16 protein-coding genes and 5 tRNA genes are annotated in these 21,800 nt (G+C 23.5%); 2 read left to right on the plus strand and 19 right to left on the minus strand.

What is annotated here, in order from left to right; genetic code table 4:
* Window positions 1-237 precede the first annotated feature (237 nt).
* Window positions 238-891, minus strand: coding sequence for a hypothetical protein (locus tag ACLFO7_RS03155; protein ID WP_412032062.1), 654 nt, complete (start codon window positions 889-891; stop codon window positions 238-240).
* A 157-nt stretch (window positions 892-1,048) separates the two neighbouring features.
* Here ACLFO7_RS03155 and ACLFO7_RS03160 point away from each other — a divergent pair, with 157 nt between their 5' ends.
* Window positions 1,049-1,342: a hypothetical protein gene (locus ACLFO7_RS03160; protein WP_412032063.1), complete on the plus strand. Its 294-nt coding sequence runs from the start codon at window positions 1,049-1,051 to the stop codon at window positions 1,340-1,342.
* Between the two features lie 896 nt (window positions 1,343-2,238).
* Here the strand turns inward: ACLFO7_RS03160 and ACLFO7_RS03165 are convergent.
* From ACLFO7_RS03165 to dnaK, 4 genes are all read right to left on the minus strand, one after another.
* Complete coding sequence (locus ACLFO7_RS03165; RefSeq protein ID WP_412032064.1) at window positions 2,239-3,072, minus strand: hypothetical protein; 834 nt, start codon at window positions 3,070-3,072, stop codon at window positions 2,239-2,241.
* A gap of 15 nt (window positions 3,073-3,087) precedes the next feature.
* Complete coding sequence (locus tag ACLFO7_RS03170; protein ID WP_412032065.1) at window positions 3,088-3,969, minus strand: hypothetical protein; 882 nt, start codon at window positions 3,967-3,969, stop codon at window positions 3,088-3,090.
* A gap of 193 nt (window positions 3,970-4,162) precedes the next feature.
* Window positions 4,163-4,972 (minus strand): hypothetical protein, encoded by an 810-nt coding sequence (locus tag ACLFO7_RS03175; RefSeq protein WP_412032066.1) that lies wholly within the window; start codon window positions 4,970-4,972, stop codon window positions 4,163-4,165.
* A gap of 68 nt (window positions 4,973-5,040) precedes the next feature.
* Window positions 5,041-6,822: a molecular chaperone DnaK gene (gene dnaK / locus ACLFO7_RS03180; protein WP_412032067.1), complete on the minus strand. Its 1,782-nt coding sequence runs from the start codon at window positions 6,820-6,822 to the stop codon at window positions 5,041-5,043.
* A gap of 224 nt (window positions 6,823-7,046) precedes the next feature.
* Here dnaK and ACLFO7_RS03185 point away from each other — a divergent pair, with 224 nt between their 5' ends.
* Window positions 7,047-8,036: an HNH endonuclease gene (locus tag ACLFO7_RS03185; RefSeq protein WP_412032068.1), complete on the plus strand. Its 990-nt coding sequence runs from the start codon at window positions 7,047-7,049 to the stop codon at window positions 8,034-8,036.
* A gap of 42 nt (window positions 8,037-8,078) precedes the next feature.
* Here the strand turns inward: ACLFO7_RS03185 and ACLFO7_RS03190 are convergent, their stop codons facing one another.
* The 14 genes from ACLFO7_RS03190 to ACLFO7_RS03255 form a co-directional block, all read right to left on the minus strand.
* Window positions 8,079-9,758: a ribonuclease J gene (locus ACLFO7_RS03190; protein ID WP_412032069.1), complete on the minus strand. Its 1,680-nt coding sequence runs from the start codon at window positions 9,756-9,758 to the stop codon at window positions 8,079-8,081.
* Window positions 9,759-10,030: 272 nt separating this feature from the next.
* Window positions 10,031-10,660: a hypothetical protein gene (locus ACLFO7_RS03195; RefSeq protein WP_412032070.1), complete on the minus strand. Its 630-nt coding sequence runs from the start codon at window positions 10,658-10,660 to the stop codon at window positions 10,031-10,033.
* A 77-nt stretch (window positions 10,661-10,737) separates the two neighbouring features.
* Window positions 10,738-10,811 (minus strand) — tRNA-Gly (locus ACLFO7_RS03200).
* Between the two features lie 6 nt (window positions 10,812-10,817).
* A tRNA-Leu gene (locus ACLFO7_RS03205) sits at window positions 10,818-10,903 on the minus strand.
* Window positions 10,904-10,925: 22 nt separating this feature from the next.
* Window positions 10,926-11,000: transfer RNA gene (locus tag ACLFO7_RS03210), tRNA-Lys, on the minus strand.
* A gap of 47 nt (window positions 11,001-11,047) precedes the next feature.
* Window positions 11,048-11,122 (minus strand) — tRNA-Gln (locus ACLFO7_RS03215).
* Between the two features lie 4 nt (window positions 11,123-11,126).
* Window positions 11,127-11,211, minus strand: a tRNA-Tyr gene (locus ACLFO7_RS03220).
* 59 nt (window positions 11,212-11,270) lie between these two features.
* Window positions 11,271-11,747 carry a transcription elongation factor GreA gene (gene greA, locus ACLFO7_RS03225; protein WP_412032071.1) on the minus strand — a complete coding sequence of 159 codons (477 nt, stop codon included), beginning with the start codon at window positions 11,745-11,747 and terminating at the stop codon, window positions 11,271-11,273.
* A gap of 81 nt (window positions 11,748-11,828) precedes the next feature.
* On the minus strand, window positions 11,829-12,578 hold the full coding sequence (locus ACLFO7_RS03230) for a hypothetical protein (RefSeq protein WP_412032072.1): 750 nt from the start codon (window positions 12,576-12,578) through the stop codon (window positions 11,829-11,831).
* 11 nt (window positions 12,579-12,589) lie between these two features.
* Complete coding sequence (locus tag ACLFO7_RS03235; RefSeq protein WP_412032073.1) at window positions 12,590-13,369, minus strand: hypothetical protein; 780 nt, start codon at window positions 13,367-13,369, stop codon at window positions 12,590-12,592.
* A 113-nt stretch (window positions 13,370-13,482) separates the two neighbouring features.
* Window positions 13,483-13,911 carry a Holliday junction resolvase RuvX gene (ruvX, locus tag ACLFO7_RS03240; protein WP_412032074.1) on the minus strand — a complete coding sequence of 143 codons (429 nt, stop codon included), beginning with the start codon at window positions 13,909-13,911 and terminating at the stop codon, window positions 13,483-13,485.
* Window positions 13,911-16,685 carry an alanine--tRNA ligase gene (gene alaS / locus ACLFO7_RS03245; RefSeq protein ID WP_412032075.1) on the minus strand — a complete coding sequence of 925 codons (2,775 nt, stop codon included), beginning with the start codon at window positions 16,683-16,685 and terminating at the stop codon, window positions 13,911-13,913. The genes ruvX and alaS overlap by 1 nt, the downstream gene beginning before the upstream one ends.
* Window positions 16,666-17,784, minus strand: a complete 1,119-nt coding sequence (gene mnmA, locus ACLFO7_RS03250; protein WP_412032076.1) for a tRNA 2-thiouridine(34) synthase MnmA — start codon at window positions 17,782-17,784, stop codon at window positions 16,666-16,668. Before mnmA ends, alaS begins: the two co-directional genes overlap by 20 nt.
* A gap of 751 nt (window positions 17,785-18,535) precedes the next feature.
* Entirely contained in the window at window positions 18,536-21,796 is a 3,261-nt protein-coding gene (locus ACLFO7_RS03255) for a hypothetical protein (protein ID WP_412032077.1), read from the minus strand.
* Between the last annotated feature and the right edge of the window lie 4 nt (window positions 21,797-21,800).

Raw genomic sequence — 21,800 nt, forward strand, 5'->3', positions numbered from 1 at the left:
AATAAATCATTAAATATATAAATATCTTTACATTAAATAATTTTGGTAAAAATATATATTTGTATTTTCTTAATAATTTTCAATTTAATAGCATTGCTTGACTTATATTTAATTTGCTAAATAAAATTGATATATTATTACTTTTATTAAGAACTATGAAATTTTAATAAATATAAAATCAAAATCAAATAAAAATATTGGTTATACAGCCAATATTTTCAAGAAATTATATTACTTTTAAAAAAATGAGAAAATAGAAAGGCAAGATAAAACAGATGATGCAACACTCAAAGGCATCATTGAATAAGGAAAATATATTGAAAATCTTCTTTTTAGTTTTGTAGTATTTACTTTTTTATTAAGATCTAATAATATATCTTCATTAATAAAATTAAACAATTTTACATGTGATAACAATTCTTTTATTTTGTCAATATAAAATATATTATCTTCTACATTTAAAGAATACAAACTATATAAATACATTTTATGCTTTAAATATATCTTAGGAATTCTTATTCTTTTATCAATATATGAACCAATATAAAAGTTATACAAGCAAATGCAATTAGATAAAACTCCAAATACTATTAAAATTATTAAATAAATAATTCAATTATTTGAATTAATATTTATACCAAAAGCAATAATGAAAGAAAAATATATTAGAGATACTACTAAAAATAATAATAAAAATAATATTAATATTAAATTGGTAATAAATATTTTTCTATTGTATTTATTGTTCACTATTTGTTTAGCTATTTCTAATACACAACAATTATTGTAATCATCTGAATCAGAATTTAATAATTTATTTTCAAGTTTATATTTTTTTAGCATTTGTTCTCCATTCAAATTCTTTGTTGTTAAAAATACTAATAAATTCATCTTGACTCAATTCAAAAATTCAGTCAATTAAATTTAAAATATCATTAAACTCTTTATTAGCTATTACAACAGTGCCTGGATCTTCATTTATATTTTTTAGATATTTATTTTCAGGTTTTATCAATATATATATATTAGCGGAGAATAAATATAGTTAATGATAAAATTATCAAATACACTAGTATTACTATATTTAATTCTTAACACTCAAGGAAAAATAAAAGAGAAAAAACATGCAAATAATATCAGAAAAGGGATTAATATAAACCATGCAGCCTTAGAATCATTAAAGTTAGTAATTCCCATTCACAAGAACACCATTGAACATACTATAGAGCCAACAATTAAACAACTTAGAAAAACTAACCCACTTCAAATTCTTCAAAATCAAAATTTTGAATATGTAGATTTAAATGAAGTATATATATTTCTTTTGAAAATTATCAAATAAATAAAATTTAATATTGGGATGTAAATTAATTTAGGAAATAATTTTTGAGTTAAAAATAATTGTTTATCATAATCTAATTCTTTTTTATGTTCTTTCATAATTGAAGAAAATTTATAAAATTTTTCTCTATCATGAAAATCTTTGTCAAGAGGTTGTTTATTAAAGGTAACAATAAAATAAAGTTTAACTATTGACATAAATTATAATCTCTACAAAAAAATAATATCACTGATAGCAACATATAAACTCCGTATTCTCTGTATACATCTCAATTTAATCAAAGATTAAACCAAAGTCCTAAATTAAGACTCTCAAATACAAATTAATATTAATTTAATTTTATAATAACAATCGAATATATAGTGATAGAATTTTAAATTCTTAAAAAGAAACATATGTGATAATAAACAATTATAAAGATTAATTAAAATCTATTATAAAACCTAAAGATAAAAATAATCTTTAATAAACAAATACAAAAAATTATTAGTTTTAAATAAAAAAAATATTAATGTTTTTCATATAAACTGTAACAAAATATCTATTATGAATATTCAAACAATTTTATGAAAATTAAAAAATGAATAAATACATTTTTTATATTTATAATTTAAAAAAACCAAAAAGACATGAAAAATAATTTAAAAAATTAAAACAACTAATAAAAATATTTATTATGATTTTAGTTTTTGTTTTGAATTATTTCAATTATTTACATGTCAAGAAAAATCTTTGAATTTAAATCAAGTCATGAAATAAATATTATATAAAAAGCAATAAAAACTCATAAACATTTTATTGGTTATGAGTTATAAGTTGTGGAATTATGATGTTGCACTTCATATTTTGCTTTGGTAATTTTAATTAATTTCATTAAAACATTCTATTTCTCAAAACTAATTATTAATTTTTTCTCATTTATAATATGTATCAATAATGTTATCTTCTATTATTGTCATAAATTCATCTTTGTTTACAATCATACTATATCCTTTATTTTCATCTAAAATAGGGACTTTGTTATTATTATAAAATATGATGACACCAAGGAATATATACATCCCTGATAAATCTCTTTCATGAAACATATATGCATACATAAATGAATATCTTCACATTAAATAATTTAGATAAAAATATATATTTTTCTTTTTTCTATTAAAAAACTTATTATTTTTCTTATTCATTAATAATATGAATCTATCAATTATTGTATCATTAGTTCTTATATCTAATAAATTAGACAAATTCTTAATATCTAATAAATTATTTGAGTGGTCTTCTAATTCTTTTTCTTTTGTATTAGATTTACAATTTTCAACATTTTTATATCATGATCAAAATTTAAATAAAAATATGGAAAACACAACTAAAACTATAAAGTAATAAACAACTGTTATAGTTATTATTAAAATTTCTGGTCATTTCTGTGTTGCATATCAATTATTTATTGAAAATAAAACTTGAATAATAAAATATATGACTATCGAGAATAAAACAATATAAAATGATAACATTAAGTAATTAAAGAAAAAATAATAAAATTTATCTCTCTTAATAATTCTTAATCAATTTTTTATGCAAAAATTGTTAAATTTATTGTTATTATCTTTAAAAATAATTGTTTTAAAGCACTTCATTCTATTGTTAGTAAAAAATACATATCCAAAGTGTAATAAAATCAATAATAATGCAAGAATATAACAAAATCAAATTGTAATCTCATTCATATTATGACTCCTAATTTAATATTTAATTGCATCTATGATAGCTAAAATAGCACCACATGTCTCAATGAAAGCACCTAAAAGTGGAACATATCTTAAAAACTTACCTAAATTAACTATAGGATATAATGCTTTTGCAATATTTGTTGCTACATGCCCTACTTTATAGGTGGTAGCCCCTGCACTAATTGCTCTTTCTCAGTCATCTCTCTCTTTATCAATTATGTCAATCGCTAATATTAACATACCACTAGCAGTACCAACAGCAATAGAAGCTGCAGATAAACCTATAGCAATGGGCAATGTTCCACCAAAAGAAGGAACAACAAAAGCATACATTGAAGCTGATGCAATAGCAAGTGCAGCTGAAATAGATGCAACAGCTGCATTTGCAATTCTTAAATTTTTTAATAAATTATAGATTGACTTTTCAACTCCAGTATTACTAATGCTATTACTATTACTAGTTTCAAGTTCACTTGGCATTATTAGTCTATTTAAATTAACATTGTTTATAGTACTAAAACTATCATTTGAACTCAAATTATAATCACTATATTTTAATTTCATTTCATTCAAGTAATCATTAATATCATCTAGTGTAAATTTTTGTTTTTCAAACAAATCAGTAAAATATAAAGCTTTATCTATAAATTCTTTTTTACTAATTCCACCAAAATCATTAATGTCATTAGCATTAATGTCATTAGCATTAATTTTATTGCTAGAAAGACTATGATGTAATTTTTCTTCAATAAATAAGAAATGTTTTTTCACATCATCATAGTTAATTTTATCATTTTCTTTGTTAACAATATAATTCATTGACGTAGGTATTATCACTGATGGCACAGCAATAATAAGTGGAAGAATTATTCTAAATTTACTTATAATTTTCATAAATTAACCTCATTAATTAAATTTTATTAATAACAAAATTATAGGTAAATAAAAAATAATTTAAAAAATAAAAAATTCTATATGACCATATTTTGAATTTTTTATTTCAATTACTTTAATTAGTCAATTAATAAATTAACATTATGCTTAATATTTATTGAATACTTATTATTTTATTTATTAAACTAAATATTTAAAAATGTGTCTTATTAAATAAACTATAGATAATAATATTTATTAATTGATCATAAATCATTTTAAAACGTATAAATAGTTTTTTGTCATTATCAATCCGTTTAAAATTTCCTATTACAATTTGAAACACATTTTCTCTATAAGGTTGTAGAATAGATGTAAAAAAATATGTTTTTATCTTTTTAGAACTCAAAAAATCTAAAAAATAATTTTCAATATCACTAATAACATTAAATTTTGTAAATAAAAAAATGCTATCTTTTTCAAAATCTTGAACTTTTTTAAAAAATTCAAAATATTGCAAACTTGTTAATCTAACTAAATGTATTTTTTTAAGAGAACAATAAATATCAAATGCTTTAACTTCAAATATTTTATCTTCTTGAAAAACATATATTGTAGATTTTGACATTATGTCTTTTTGCATTTGCTTTATTATTTGTCAATCTATATTAGCAAGAGAAACCTTTAAAAATGATAAATACTCATTTATATCAAATTCAGGCAAAAATAATTTACTAATATTACTATCTATATCACTAGCATTAGAAAAAGTATTTTCTGCTCTTTGAATATATCTATTAATTAAATCAAATTTCATATCAATAAAAGAATTAAAACCTAATTTTTTAGCTACTCTATGAACAGAAGCAATTGAAAAAGGTTTTCCATGACAAAATGACTCAATAGTTTCATTGTTTTTAATAATTGAAACAAATTCACTATTAATATAATCTATTATTATTAAATCAGTTTGTGTCATTTTAGATGAATCATAATCTAATATTACTTTAAATTTTTCATTCATAATTTATTATATAACAATAGAATAGATAGAAATAAAAAAATAGAATGGTAAACATTCTATTTAATAAATTAATTTTTCTTTTCTTCTTTTGGTTCTTCAGGTTTTTTAGCTTCTTGTTGTTTTTTCATAGCTTCTGCAAATTGAGATGCCATAGCTTCAAATTGATCAATTTTAATTTTTAATTCATCATATTTTTCTTCTTTTAGAAGTTTTTCTAATTCATCAATTTGTTTTTGAGCTTCTTCTTTTTGTTTAGGATCAGCTTTTTTACCTTCTTCTGATTCCATACCTTGTTTTAAAGTATTAATTAAAGATTCTGCTCTATATTTTGTTTCTTTTTCTTGTTTTACTTTTTCATCTTTTTCTTTGTTTTCTTCAGCTTCTTTAACCATTCTATCAATTTCTTCTTGACTTAATCCACTTGAGTCTTTTATAGTAATGTTTGCTTCTTTATTAGTTTTTTTATCTACTGCTTTAACATTTAATATACCATTAACATCAATGTTAAAAGTAATTTCAATTTGTGGTACACCACGTGGAGCTGGTTCAATTCCATCCAGAATAAATCTACCTAATGATTTATTATCAGCAACCATTGGTCTTTCACCTTGAACAACATGAACATCTACTGCAGGTTGATTATCAGCTGCTGTAGAAAAGATTTGTGATTTAGAAATAGGAATAGTTGAATTTCTTTTGATAATAGGAGTTGCAACTCCACCCAATGTTTCAATACTTAGTGTTAATGGAGTAACATCTAATAATAAAATATCTTTTACATCACCCATTAATACTCCACCTTGAATAGCAGCACCTTGTGCAACAACTTCATCAGGGTTAATATTTTTATCTGGAGATTTTCCAAGTTTTTTTGTCACCAATTCTTCAACTGCAGGCATTCTAGTAGAACCACCAACTAATAAAACTTTATGAATATCATTAGGAGTTAATTTTGCCTCTTTTAATGCATCATCTACTGGTTTTATAGTTCTTTCTAATAAATCTTTTGATAATTCTTCAAATTTTGCTCTACTTAGTTTTAGTTCCACATTTAATGGACCACTGCTTGTCATTGAAATAAAAGGTAAATTGATTTCAACTTCTTTTAAACCTGATAATTCAATTTTAGCTTTTTCAGCAGCATCTTTTAGTCTTTGCATTGCCATTTTATCAGATGATAAATCAACACTATGTTGTTTTTTAACTTCAGCAACAATTCAATCAATAATTTTTTGATCTCAATCATCACCACCAAGGTTGTTATCACCAGATGTAGCTAAAACTTCAAATGTTCCATCTGCAATATCAAGAACAGATACATCAAATGTTCCACCACCTAAATCATAAACAAGAATTTTTTGTTCTTTATTTAGTTTATCAATACCATAAGCCAATGATGCAGCTGTAGGTTCATTAATAATTCTTTCTACTTCTAAACCTGCAATTTTACCTGCATTTTTTGTCGCTTGTCTTTGTGAGTCATTAAAATAAGCTGGAACTGTAATAACTGCTTTATTAACTGAAACTCCTAATTTTTCTTCAGCACATTTTTTGATGTAAGAAAGAATTTGAGCAGAAATTTCTTCTGGAGTATATTTTTTACCTTCAATATCAACAGTTTTTTTAGTTCCTATCAAACGCTTAATAGAATGAATTGTGTTTTTGTTTGTAACCATTTGTCTTTTTGCTGCTTCACCAACAATAATTTCTCCACCCTTAAATGAAACAACTGATGGAATTGTTCTTTTACCCTCAGGTGTTTCAAGGATTTTTGGTTTTCCATTTTCCATTACAGAAACACAAGAATTTGTGGTACCTAAATCAATACCAATAATAATATTACTTGCCATAATTTTTCTCCTTAAACATACATTTATAAAATCGAATGTCTATAGTATAGCATAAAAATTAGCACTCTCAATAGTTTTTTGCTAATATTTATTTTTTTATTTAATAAATATATATTTTTAAGTATAAGAAATTGCATAAAATTAACAAAAAGAATTTAAAATAACTACAAAATACATTTATATAAAAGCATTACAAGTACTAAGTGCAATGTAGGAGAATAGTAATGAACTCAAAAAACAATGACATAATAATGTTTTTTAATACAAAAGTATTAAAACATATGGCCCCACTAGTAATTGATAAAAAAATCAGTAATGAAATATATAATCTAGAAAATATTAAATGTAATTCTATAAAATATCCTTACAAACCTTTTTTGCTACTATCGATAATTAATGCTTTTAAAAATAACAAAAAAGACTTATTTAAATCTGAAATAGATTTACATCATGAAACAATTATTAAATCCTTTTATGATTTAATAACAAAAGATAATTTATTATTTTTAATTTTAAAAAATCATTCAGGAAAGCAGAGTTGAGAAATTGGTTTTAATGAGAACACAAAATCAAGTGTTTTTTCTATTATGTTGCAAGGACCAATAAAAAAATTAGAAAGTAAATGATTTATTTATGATAACAAAACTAAAAAATTAAAATTTAATTTTGACATTAAACCTTCAGATGAAAATTTTATAATGTTTGAGAGTTTATGTTTTAAAGCAATTAAAGAAGCAATACCTTGATACAAAGAGAAAACAAATTCTCAAATAATAAATTTAGATTATTACTATGATATGGACAAATTAACACGTTCAATTCCATTAGAAATAGAAAGTTATAGAAGAAGATATCAACATATTTTTAGAAAATTTGTTTTAGATAGGGATAAAAAATGTATTATATGTTGTTTAGATAATAATTCTATTTTAGAAGCTTGTCACATAAAACCATATTCAAATAGTGATGATTATGAGAAATATGATCCAAATAATGGAATTACATTATGTTCAAATCACCATAAATTATTTGATAAAGGTTATTTCAGTTTTGATGAAAATTGAAATTTAATTATTACAAATAAATTTATAAACAACTCAGATGACAATTTATATTTTAGACAATATGAAAAATGTTATACAAAAATGTTGAGTGATTTTCCTAGTATGAATAATTATGCAAAATATCATTTTCAAAATGTATTCATTAAATAAAATAATATAGAAAAATCCTATTAGTTTAATTCTAATAGGATTTTAATTAATAACAGATATTATTACAATTGGTGTCTTATTAAAATATTTTTCAATTTGCTTACTTATATATTTTTTAATAAGTGGTTTAAATTCTTTAGCATCAAATTTACCCATTTCTTTTAAAGATGATCTTGAAAATTCAAATGCTTCTTTTGATAAATTATTAAATCAATCCAAATGTTCCTTATCGTTTGGAACAACTCCAAAATGTTTTAAATCAACATTTTGTAAATCAAATTCTTTTTTATTATCATCTAATAACATTGAAAAGAAAACTATACCATTTTCACTCATAACTTGTCTTTCCATTAAAATGTTATCTCCTTCATCAAGAATACTTCCTTGATTTCCAACATAAACCTCATTAACAGGAACAAATTTTTTCTGTTTAACTTTTTCTCCATTTACAATTGTTAATAATTCACCATTATATAAAGCTATAACATCATCACTTTTATAACCTATATCTTTTAATCTATTTGAATATTTAATAACTTCAGAATACATTCCAAGTGTTGGAATAATATATTTTGGTTTTAATTCATTAACTAAAAATTTATGATCTTCAGCTGATGCTTCCATTTTCAATATTGTTCTAGGTAAAGATTGAATATTGATATTTAACTTAGAAAATCTATCTAATATATCAGCCTCAGCTTTTTCAAAACCTGACATTGTTTTAAAACCTAAAATAACTTTATCAGTATTTTTAAGTTTTAAAATTTCATCTTCATCTCTAGTTAATGAAATTAATTTATTGAACAACCTATCTGGTGTAGAAGAAACTAATATAATTCCTCTTTTTAATTCATTTATTTTATGAATAGGAGCTAATGGAAACTTATTACTATCAAACATTTTTTCATGAATAATTTTATTAAATACATTCATAAAAATCGGATTATATATTATAAATGGAATTTGTTTTTCTTTAGAAATTTCAGCTAAAGTAATGAAAGTGTGTAAATCTGTATCAAAGCAACCTACAATAACTCTACTTGTTAAACTTTTATCAATTACACTTTCATAAAATGATTTAGATTTATGATTTGGTGAAGTAAAACCTATATTTTTTGCAATATTTCCAACATTTGTAATTAATAATAAATTTTTACCATGAGTAATATTATTAATTCTTGTTATTTCATTCATAAAAGCTGAACTTTTGTCACTACTTATAATAAATTCATCAATATAAATAATATTACCATCTGGAGTACCAATGATAAAACCATATGAATCTGGTAATTCATTAACAATATGAAATGGTGTAATTGGATATGGTCCAAGATGTATAGTTTTCAATGCTTCTAATGGTTTAATATTTAAATCAGTAAAATTAGGTTTTTTTTGCATACTTTTTTTATTTAAATATGATCTTAAAACAAGTTCTCCAATTTTAGATGTGTAAATTGGAATATTTTTTATCTTATCATACACATACTGTAATGCACCCATATTTCTATGAGAAGCTACTCCAATAAAAATACCTTTTATAAGTTTTGAATTTTTTTCTATCCAATCAATATAAGGTATTATTTTTTTAATACCTAATTTTGTATAAACAGGTATAGTTATACCTAGATTAAAAATATAATAATTCCCATCAATTTCTAAAACATAGCATGCTTTTTCATTCTCATCCATTCCTCCAAGAGAAAAAAAATTAATAGTACTCATGATTTGCCCCTTTTTTTATTTTTTTTAATTAGTTTATAATACATTTAACTCATAAATATTCACACTCTATAAAATTAACATTTATTATTAATAATAAATTTTAAAAAATAACATAAAAATAAAATCAAAATGTAAAATGAGTTGAGTTATTTATAGTCTAATTATAGCAAGCAATAAAAAAAAATATAAACTAATTGAAGATAATATTAATTTTTTTAAAATTTTTTATTTATAAATTAAAAAAGTTTGTTTACAAACAAACTAATTATTCATTATTCAGGCGTATTATTAGTTATATAGTAATCATGAAATGTATTTCATAAACTTCAACTTGGTCCTATATTTTTATAATCAATTGGATTTTTTAATTCTTGTTCTATTGTAAATTCAGGATCTGCATAACCAGTCAATTCTTGTTTTGAATCTAATCTACTTCCATCTGTATAAACACTTGATAGTGATGTTCATGTTGATTTATAGTAAACAGGTATATTATTTTTTGTAATAGAGTATTTTATTGATATAAAAAAATCACAAGTAAAAGATCCATTCAATGATCTTGTTACATCAACATTTGTAAAACTAAAATCTAAATTATTAACAACAACATTTGAGTCAGCATTCATTTGATGACTAAAAATCTCATTTCAAATAAATAAATATATTGTATCCCTAAGCATTTCTCTACTAATAATGTCTTTAAGGTTGGTTAAAATATAAGATGGATTATCTTTCAATTGAGTCTTTATCTTATCATATGTTTCAGGTTTATAACTACTATTTAAAAACATATTCTTGTCTCCACTATAAACAGTACTTGATGTTTCTTGTGAACATGAAATACATGCAAAAGGAAGTGCAACAAAAGATAACAATATTGGAAATTTAAAAAATCTAGTCATACCCATACAATTATTATTATATAAAATAAAAAACAGAATTCAATAAAAAGAATTCTGTTTATATTATAACTTTAATTTGGAGCGGGTGATGGGAATCGAACCCACGTTAATAGCTTGGAAGGCTATAGTTCTACCATTGAACTACACCCGCATAACATGGTGCTGGAAAAGGGACTTGAACCCTTACGACATTGCTGTCACAGGATTTTAAGTCCTGTGCGTCTACCATTCCGCCACTCCAGCTGCCAAATGTGTAATATTAAATTGGTGTCCCATAAAGGAATCGAACCTTTGACCCCTTCATTAAAAGTGAAATGCTCTACCGCTGAGCTAATGAGACATGAAAATGACTTATTAACAATAAATCATTATTTATAATTTTTTAAATGGCTGGGCTGGTTGGGGTCGAACCAACGCATGATAGAGTCAAAGTCTATTGCCTTACCACTTGGCTACAGCCCAATAATGGTGGGCAGTGACGGATTCGAACCGCCGAAACACAAGGTAACTGATTTACAGTCAGCTGCGTTTGGCCACTTCGCTAACTACCCAAATTATGTTTGCAATACTACAAACATAAATAATTATAAGATAATTTTGAAAAAAATCATTAATTTATTTCTAAAATTTTAATCTTATATGGTTCATCTATTCCTTTAATATGAACATCATCATTTACTTTTTTACCCATAATTGATTTTGCTAATTGACATTCATTAGAAATTTTATTTTCAGTTGGATCTGCTTCAACAGAACCTACAATTGTATAAGTTGAAATTTTATTATCTGAATAATCTTTTATTTTAACTAAAGATCCAATTTGAACTACATTAGTTTTAGTTTTATCAGATTTTACCTTACTAATAATTTTAGAATTATTTAATAAATCTTCTAATTCTTTAATTCTTCCTTCAATTTGTGCTTGCATATTTTTTGCAGCATCATAGTCAGCATTTTCAGATAAATCACCTTGTTCTCTTGCTTCTTGAATTTGTTTAATTATTTCAGGTCTTTTAACATCAACTAATTCTCTTAATTCTTTTTCAAGTTTTTCTCTACCTGCTTTAGTCATTAAATTCTTGTTCATAGCGTTTATTTCTTTCTTCACTAATTTATGATTTGTACTAATAAACTACCTATAAAACATATCACAAAAAAAGTTAAATTATTACTTTTTTTTAGAAAGTTTTAATTTAACGATTTCATCTTTTATAGATTGTTTTTGAGCCACATAAAGATTGTCTCTTTTTTGTCTTAATAAAAATTTATATAAAAAGGTTTTAGTGTTTAACATTGAAATAACAAGAAAAAGTATAAGAGTAATTACAAGATTTGGCGGCATAAAAATTGGTTTAACAGCAAATCTATAATATTCTCCAATAGCAGTACCAAGTCCTGAAACACCACTTTGATTTATTTGATTAATAAAATAGTTTCAACCCTTGGTAACTTCACTACCACCAACTATTACAAATGGATATAAAAATAGAATTAATAATAAGATAAGTGGAACAATAAAAAATGTATAAACACAGCCTAATATGAAAGCACTTTTAAAATCTCATAGCATTTTTTTATCAAATACAACTTCTTTTTTTAAATCTCCAAACCCAACACAAAATCTTATAAAAGAAAGAAATGTGCCAATAAATAGTGGTAAGAAATCTAAAACATTAATTGAATAAAAACTATTGTATTTCTTATTACAAATTGCATAACCAACTTTTTTAGGTCTTTTTAAAGCCTTTTCATATTCAACTCTTTCAATTGGAGATAGAGACTGTAACACACTAGGATCTAATTTCTTAGCATTTTTTGGCAAGGTATATTTTTTATTTTCATCTAAGGATTTAATAGAATTAGATGATTGTGATTCACTTGTTGTTATTTCTTGATTATTTAAAACATTATCATTCATCTTATTTCTCCTTATCCTGTAACACTCTGTTGTTGCTCATTTTTAGTAGGAGTGTACTCTACTGTAGGTGTTGAATTATTTTCAGAAATCTGTTGATCTGATGGCACTTCGACAGTTATAAATTTTTTTATCATTTTCTTTTTCTTAGGACTAACAAATCTTGATATCTTCATTTTCAAATTATCTTCTAATGTAAACAATGTAATAGTTAAATCATTTTGCTTGTTGATTACAAAGTAAGATATAATCACAGAAATATTAATTGATGATATTAAACCAATAACCAGCAATCCAATTCATCAGGCATTGCTATTAAAAGTTGGAACAATAACTGTTGTTACAAAACCATCAAAGTTACCAGAAAATAATTGCTGCCATCCAGAAATTAAAGTATTAAAATTTAAACCCCCCAAGACTGGATAAAACAAAATTAATGCAATTAGTAATACAGGACCAAAAACAAAATAAATTAAAATTAAAGATATATATCTCCCAAAAAAATACTTATATAATTGCTTATTAAAAATAGAACTTGATTTAATTCTTCCATATGATGCAAAAAGAGAACTCATAGAAAGAAAATATCCTATAAAAAATGGCATAAAGTGTCAAAGTGATATTTTAAAAAATTTTGGAAACTTTTTATATATTGATATTTTTTCAGAATTATTATTATCTATATTTTGTTCAACAATCCCATTTACCTTATCCAAATATTTTTTATTTCAATAAAATGAAGGACGATCAACAGCGCTAACACTATTTGATTCTACACTCATGTTATCTTTCATAATTACTCCAAATATAAAGTATCATATAAATTTTATAATATTTTATTTGTAGACTCAAGCATAGACAAAAATAAAAAATAAAAAAGTGTTATATGAAACACTTTTTTAAATGTTTATTTTTTTGTAGACATCATTTTTAAATATGCATCAAGAATCAAAGCAGCACTACTCATATCTTTAGTTTTTTTTATTTGAGAATTTTTTAATCCAAACTCCCTTTGAATATACTCACTAGATTTTGTTGTATATGCTTCATCTTGAAGAACTATTTCTAAATTAGAAACTTTATTATTAATATTATCTACAAAATCATTTATTAGTTTATGCCTTGCAGAAACATAACCATCAAAAGTTGTTGGATAGCCAATAACTATAATTCCAATATTTTCTTCGTATATAATTTCTATTAATTTATCAAAAAAATTATTAGTATTTTCTTCAACAGAATAAGGAACTGAGAATGTATTATCATCATCAGTAATTGCTAAACCAATATATTTTGTTCCATAATCAATTGCTAATATTCTTTTTTTAACATTCATTATTTCAATTCTCCCATTATTTTATTAAATAGAGAATCAATTTTTTCTATACTAGATTCATTAAAATTACCTTGAACAAAATTAAATCTTCCACCACCTTTACCATTTAAACTTGAATTTACTAAATTAGCAAATTGCTGTAAATTTAAATTTTTTAATTTAATGAACTCATCATTTCCACACAAAAAGTATTGATAGTTATTATCAATAAAATTTATTATTAAATAAATACTATTTCTATTTTCATTTACTAAATTTGTTAAAGTCTGCATTAAAATTTTTCTATCAATGTTTTCTAATTTAACATAATTCACAAGTTCATTATAAGATTTAAGATTGTTTTTTAAATTTAAAATTATATTTTCCTGATTTGTTTTTTCAAATTTATACTTAATAACATTTAACGCATTTTTGATTAAATCATAATACTGTTTTAATTCAATAAAATGCATGTTATCAAAATTTTTATCTATTAGTTTTTCAAATTCTTGATCTTTCAAATCAATAGAATGGTAATCAGAAATAAACTTTTTAATATCATCTAAAGTTTGTTTTTTTATTGTTCTATCAAAATCATTAATTAATTTTTTTGTTGCAATAGCTTCTATTCTTCATGTACCAGAACCTTTTGAGTCCAATTTAATAATTTTAAAATCCTCAATATCTGAAGTTTTTTTAACATGTGTTCCTCCACATATCTCTATAGAATAATCTCCTAATTTAATTACTCTAAGCTTTCCTTTTATCTTTTTATATACTTCTTCAAAATAAGCAAGCGCACCAAGTTTCTGTGCTTCTTCAAGAGTAACTTCAAATAATTCACTATTTTGATTTTTATTTATGATCTCTTTAATATCATTTTCTAATAATTTAATGCTATCTATATCCAACTTCTTATGATAATGAAAATCGAATGTTACTTTTTCTGGAGATTTTAAAGCTCCTTCTTGCTTTATAGAATTATCAATTTTTCTTTTTAAAGCACTATGCAATAAATGTTCTGTAGAATGATGTGCTGATAAAATATTTCTTCTATTAACATCAATTTTGCCATCAACTAGTTCACCTAAAGTAAATGTTCCGCATTCAAAATGATGAATATGTTGACCATTTGGAGATTTTATCACATTATCAATTAATGAATTTTTAATTACTCCAACATCATTAACTTGACCACCTGACGTAGCATAAAAACATGTATTATCTAATACAATATAACCTGGACTATTTTTTATTTCTTCTACAATATTAAAATCTTGGTCAAATATCTTTACAACTTTTGATTGTTTAATATCAAATGCATTGTAATCAAACTTTGAAACAACATCTAAATTTATTAAGTTTTTTGTTTGTCTATCTAATCCGCTGACATTGTTATTTGAAGATTTTGATATTTCTCTATGTTCTTCAAAAAATTGATTGAATAACTCAAAATCAAGTTCTAGTTTTTTTATTGATTTCATTTTATAGTTAAATTTATTTAATATTGCTTCTAAAATAAAATTAACTGCATTAATATCTTTATGAATTTCTAATTCTTTTATTATTTCTAATGGAAAACCATAAGTATCAACTAATGTAAATAATTGTTTTTCATCAATTTTTTCATTATTTGTTAACTCTATAAATTGTTTAATTGACTTAGATAATGAATTATGATGAACTTGATATTCATTTTTAAATACTTCATATAATTTTGTTTTTTCCTTTAATAAATATGGATAAAAATCTTTCATAGTATCTATAATTGCATCAATAATAAAATTAATAGACGAATCTTTTAATTTTAAAATATCCATATTTATAAAACTAACTCTTAAAAGTTTTCTTATAATATATCCTCTATCTTTATTAGATGGTATAGCTCCATCACTAATTGCAAAAATGCAAGATTTAAAATGATCAATAATAACAGAAAAAGCTTTATTAATTAAAATCTTAATTGAATCTTTGTTTCTTTCAAAATATAAATTACTATCATATTTATATTCTGTATATTTTTCCATAATGTTTCTAACATATACAAAAACATCTGTATCATAGTTTGTGTTTACATCTTGCATCACACAAGCTAATCTTTCAAGACCTGCTCCTGTATCAATATTTTTTCTTGCAAGTGGAGTGTAATTATTCTTTCCATCATTTTCAAATTCACTAAAAACAATATTTCAAATTTCTATATATCTATCATTTTCTATGTCTTCAAAAAATAATTTCTCTCCAATCTTATCAAAATCATATTTTTCGCCACGATCATAATATATTTCAGTACAAGGTCCACATGGGCCTTGGCCTATTTCTCAAAAGTTTCTATCTTTTTTACATTTAATAATATGAGACTTTATTATGCCAAGTTTAATTCACAAATCATAAGATTCTTTATCATCTTCAAAAACTGTAAAATAAAGTTTATTAACATCAAACTCTAAAACCTTTGTAAGATATTCAAAAGCCATTTCAATAGCTTCTTTTCTAAAATAATCTCCAATAGAAAAATTACCAAGCATTTCAAAAAAAGTGTGATGTCTACTTGTAACACCTACATTTGAAATATCATTTGTTCTAATACATCTTTGACTATTTGTAAGTCTAAAAGCAGGTGGTGTTTCAACTCCTGAAAAATATTTTTTTAAAGTAGCAACTCCTGAATTTATTCATAATAAAGAATTATCATTCTTTGGTATAAGCGATTGAGACTCTATTATTAAATGATTTTTGCTTTTAAAAAAATTTAATCATGATTCTCTAACTTGACTAAATGTCATTTTTTTCATAATCAACTAAATTAGTGACTTCACTAATTTCTCCTCCTCCTAAACATCTATTTTCATAATACAATACTGCATATTGTCCAGTAGTTACAGATTTAGTTTCTTCATAATTTAATAGTACATTGTCATTAATTAATTCAAATGTAGAATTTATTAATTTCTGACAATGTCTAAATCTAACCTTAACACTATTATTATCAGGAATTTTGCCTATTCAATTAAAATTTTTAATTAAACATTTATTTGAATATAAAAATTTATATTCTTGTTCAACATTAGCAACATACAATATGTTTTTCTCAATATCCTTTTTGCAAACAAAATTCTTATTTTTATTACCACCCAGATTTAAACCTTTTCTTTGACCTATAGTGTAGAAAAAAGCACCATTATGTGTACCTATAATTTGTTTTGTATAAATATCAATTATATTACCTTGTTTCTCTTCAATATAATTGCTTAAAAAATCTTTAAAATTTCTTTTACCAATAAAACATATGCCCATAGAATCTTTTTTATTTCATGATTCTAAATTATATTTTTTAGCAATTTGTCTTACTTGTTTTTTTGTTAAATGCATCAATGGGAAAATAACTTTACTTAGTTGCTGTTGGCTTAATTCACATAAAAAATATGTTTGATCTTTATGCTTATCTAATGCCATATTTAAACTATAATAGTCTTTATCATAATTTACTCTAGCATAATGTCCTGTTGCTATGTAATCACATTTAAATTTATCAAAACAATATTTTGCAAATTCATTAAATTTTATATATTTATTGCATAAAACATCTGGATTTGGAGTTTTTCCGGATTTATATCCGTCAATGAATTTTAAAAATACTTTATTTCAATATTCAGAAATAAAATCTACTTTATGCAGTGGAATATCAAGTTGTTGACAAACATGAGATGCATATTCAAAATCAGCATAGGAATCACAAGAATCATATTTTGATTTATAATTCAATTCATTGTTAACTAAATTATCTCAATTTTGCATAAAAACACCAATTACATTAAATCCCATTTTTTTTAATACTAATGCTGCAACTGAAGAGTCTACACCTCCAGATATTCCAATAACAACAGTTTTCAATTCAAACTCCTTCTACCATATATAATTATATAAAATATAAATAAAGTTAAATTAATATTTTATCCACTATTTATTTCACCATTAAAGTAACAAAATGAATACTAGATAAAAAAAAGATTGACCCCATTATCCCTAAGGGGTCAATCAAAATCTACTCTATACATACATTGGTATAAAACCATGCAGTTTGCACAATAACAATCACAAAAAAGATTGTTTTCACTTACATTTAACTAAAATGTTAAAGGTCAGTTATGAATGGGAGTCTTTATACATTGAATAAATAAGATAAAGAAACTTCAATATTCTTTTGAATCTACCAAGCGGCCTTTACCGAATTGTTATTTTAATATATATTGTTTTTCCCGCCAGGAAGCATATATATATTTAATAAATTTTCGACACCAAAAGTTCTCGACAAACAATCAGCTGTATACCAATTGAATATTTTATTTTCTAACCTCATTCACTCCCTATATCCTCGACACCCTGGACAGCGATCGAGACACAGCCCGTTTTTTCATCTTCAAACCTAAAATGAATTTAGCGAAAAGCGCAAAAACATTTTCAAACAATTTTATAATTATTGCGCAATATAATTAAAGCACAAAAAATAGATTTTTAAACAAAAAAATAAATTTTTTTCTAATTTTTTATTTAAATTGTGAAAAATATATGAAAAATATTAAATTTATATTCTGTTTTTATAAACAATCAATAAAAAATAGAGGTTTATACCTCTATTTATAAATTATTTACTACCATTTTTAGTAGATACATTTTTATTAACAAGTTTCATTAATTTCTTTTCATCAAGATTTTCTTGTTTTCTTTTATTGATTAAGATAACTGAAATTAACACAACTTCTAATAATAAGATCAATAATAGTGAACTAGTAACACTTGCTATTAGAGCAGTTTTTGCTTGAGTGCTTTGTCCATTAACATCTGGTAAAGGTTCTAAATCACCTGCTGGAGTATAACTTACATCAAGATTTAATGTGTCTTTACCATCAGCATATTTAAATCCTTCATTTAATTGAACTGACATAGTAACTTGTTGTTCAGCTCTTTGATTCACTTGTTTTGGTGCAAAAGATAAATTTTTAATATACATTTTTCATGTATTTAAATCAGAAATTCCAAATGCACTTCCAAATTGATTAAATTTTTCATCTAAAGTTGATTTATTAAGATCATCTAATGAATGTATAGTTGCTAATACATCAGCAATTGCTTTTGTATTAATTGATTCAGCTGAAAATGGAGGTTGACTATCTGGCAATGACGAACCATTACCTTCACTATTTAATTTAATATAATCAAATAAATAATTATATAGATCTTGATATTTTAAGAAACCATAAGTAGATTTAGTTCCATTATTATTAATTGATAATACATTCAACTTAGTAACTTTATTTTTTAATAAAACTTGAGAATTATCATCATTATTGTAAAATACATAATCCAATGATTCTTTAACATCAATTTGATTTTTAGCATTTTCTAAAGCTTGCTCTTTAGAAGTTGCATAACCATCATTTGTTATAGTGTTTCCATTAACACTTTCAAAATTTACAATGTTACCACTTGAATCTTTTACAATAACTACTTTTGTAGGTTTGTTTAATTTATTTGATTCAATTGATTCTTCTTTTTCTTCAATAGATTTAATTAGAGAAACACTATTATCACTTAAACTTTCGTTAAATTTATAACTATTATCAAAATATTCAGAATATTTAACTTGAAGTGGTGTTTTATCTGCATTGAATAAGAAGATAACATCATTTGGATCACTCACATAATTTGTGCTTAAAGTTTTCTTTTGAATATCAGAAGGTGAAGCTTTACTTAAATAATTTTGTAAATTATTGTTGTAATTTTTAATTGCTAAAAATATACCATTTTGATTTTGTAATAAACTTTCATCATCAAGTTTTGTTGCATTTAAACTTTTAATTAAAGATTGATCAGTTAAACCATATTTAGCAAATTGAGATTCATCAATAAATTTACTAGAATATGCAGCATCAAAATTATTTGTAAATCCTTCACCTGTTTTTGAAACAAATCCAAAATTATTTTGCTTTTTGCTACTATCTTTATAATTATCAATAGTTGATTTTGTTAATACTGTATCAGCAACTAAACCATTATTAGTTGAAGTTTTTTTATTAAAACTATTAGAAATATTACTTAATCCATTAACAATATTAGTTATTGCTGATTGGAAATTATTATTTAATGCAAACTTAAGTGATTTTTTAACTTCTTCCAATGGTTGAACTCTAAACATTTCATTTGTATCAGTATATAGACTACCAAATAAACTTTTTTCTAATTTAAATAATGGAACACCATTATAGTTAAATGTATAAATAATGTCATTAGTATCTTTGTTTTCAACATATTGCTTATTTGCAATAGTCTTTTCACGAATTACATCTGTAAAAGATTTTCCAGCTTTTTCTTTATACAATTGGTCTATTTTACTTAGAATAATGCTATCAAGTTTATCTAAACCTACTTTAATTTCACCTGTAGACTTAGGAGCATTAATTCAAATTTGATCTTTCGCAATAATCTTATTAGTTAAAACATTGATTATAGGATCTTTTATATTTGTAATAAGAGTTGCAATTTCTTGATCTGAAAGAAATGATTTAAAATTTGTTTTAATGTAATTGTCAACTTGAGCAACAACATTATTAGCATTTTCTGTTTGTTTTGTTTTAAAATCATTGTTTTTCATTAATTCAGCATATTTTTCTTGGTTAGGGTTTACGTAGAATCAAATATTTGATTGCTTACCACGACCTAAGAATGAAACTTCTTCACCAGTTCATCCTTCTAACATAACTCAAGACATAATAGCACTTTTTTGAGTAGCATCTAAAGATATTCTATATTTTTGACCACCAAAAATTGTTTGTCCACTTTTAATAGTTGCATCTCTATAAGGGTCTGTATTAGAAAATGTATCACTATACATATTAAATTTTTGTAAAAATTTTTCTTTATCTGTTATATAAGCAGAATCATTGATTATAGTATCATATGTAGTTCCAATAGAACTATTATCTACACCACCGTCAGCAAATGTACCATAACTAATACTAAATTTTTTTAGAGTTACAGACCCAAATGAGCCATATAATTTACCTTGAATTTTATTATTGTCTGGTTTTGCAACAACATTTGTGTTTATTCACATATTTTTCTTAACAAGATTTGTAACACCCTGTGTTAATTTATTTAATGTTTCATTAATTTGTTGATTTGTTCAACCTTTGAAGTCATTATTTACATAACCAGCATCACTACTTGACATTCTTGATAGAGTAAATCCTGAATCTTCAATTAAAAAGTTTTCTCCAGCAATTCTTTTAAGTGCTTGAACATCTTTTTTATTTAATGGGTTAATTTTAACAATTGTTGGATTACCATTAGAATCTTTATTTGCATAGTCTTTTACTTCATAGTAACTTACAGGAGAAGTGAACTTATTATTTAGTATACTTTCAGCAGCTTCACCTTCACTATCAAATATTGAACCACTATTATCTGTTCAAGCAATTACAGGTTCTTTTAAGTAACTTTTTTTAGCTTCATCTATTGAACTAACATAACTATCAGTTAAAGTTTTATATGCCTTAGAAATTTTTGTTAAATCATATTCTCTAAGTTTTGAAAGATTAACAGTTTCATATTTATTAGTTATAGATGTTGCATCCATTACATCACCTACAAAAGTTTTTTCAGTTACATTTTCAGCATTTGAAGCATAAGTTTCAATTGCATGATAAATGTTTTTATATGTTTTGCCTTGAAATACTAATGATTTATTAGGATCAAAAGTAGCATTAACTACTGCTTTTGAATTTACAGAATTAATATTTAAACCACTTGCATTTGCAATAGTACTAATACCTATAGCAGCAGAAGTACCAATAGTAGCAAAAGTAGATGTAGAGATTATTAAAATTTTCTTAATATTATTTTTCATAATA

Source organism: Malacoplasma muris (genome assembly GCF_046774425.1).
Lineage (GTDB): Bacteria > Bacillota_I > Bacilli_A > Mycoplasmatales > Mycoplasmoidaceae > Malacoplasma > Malacoplasma muris.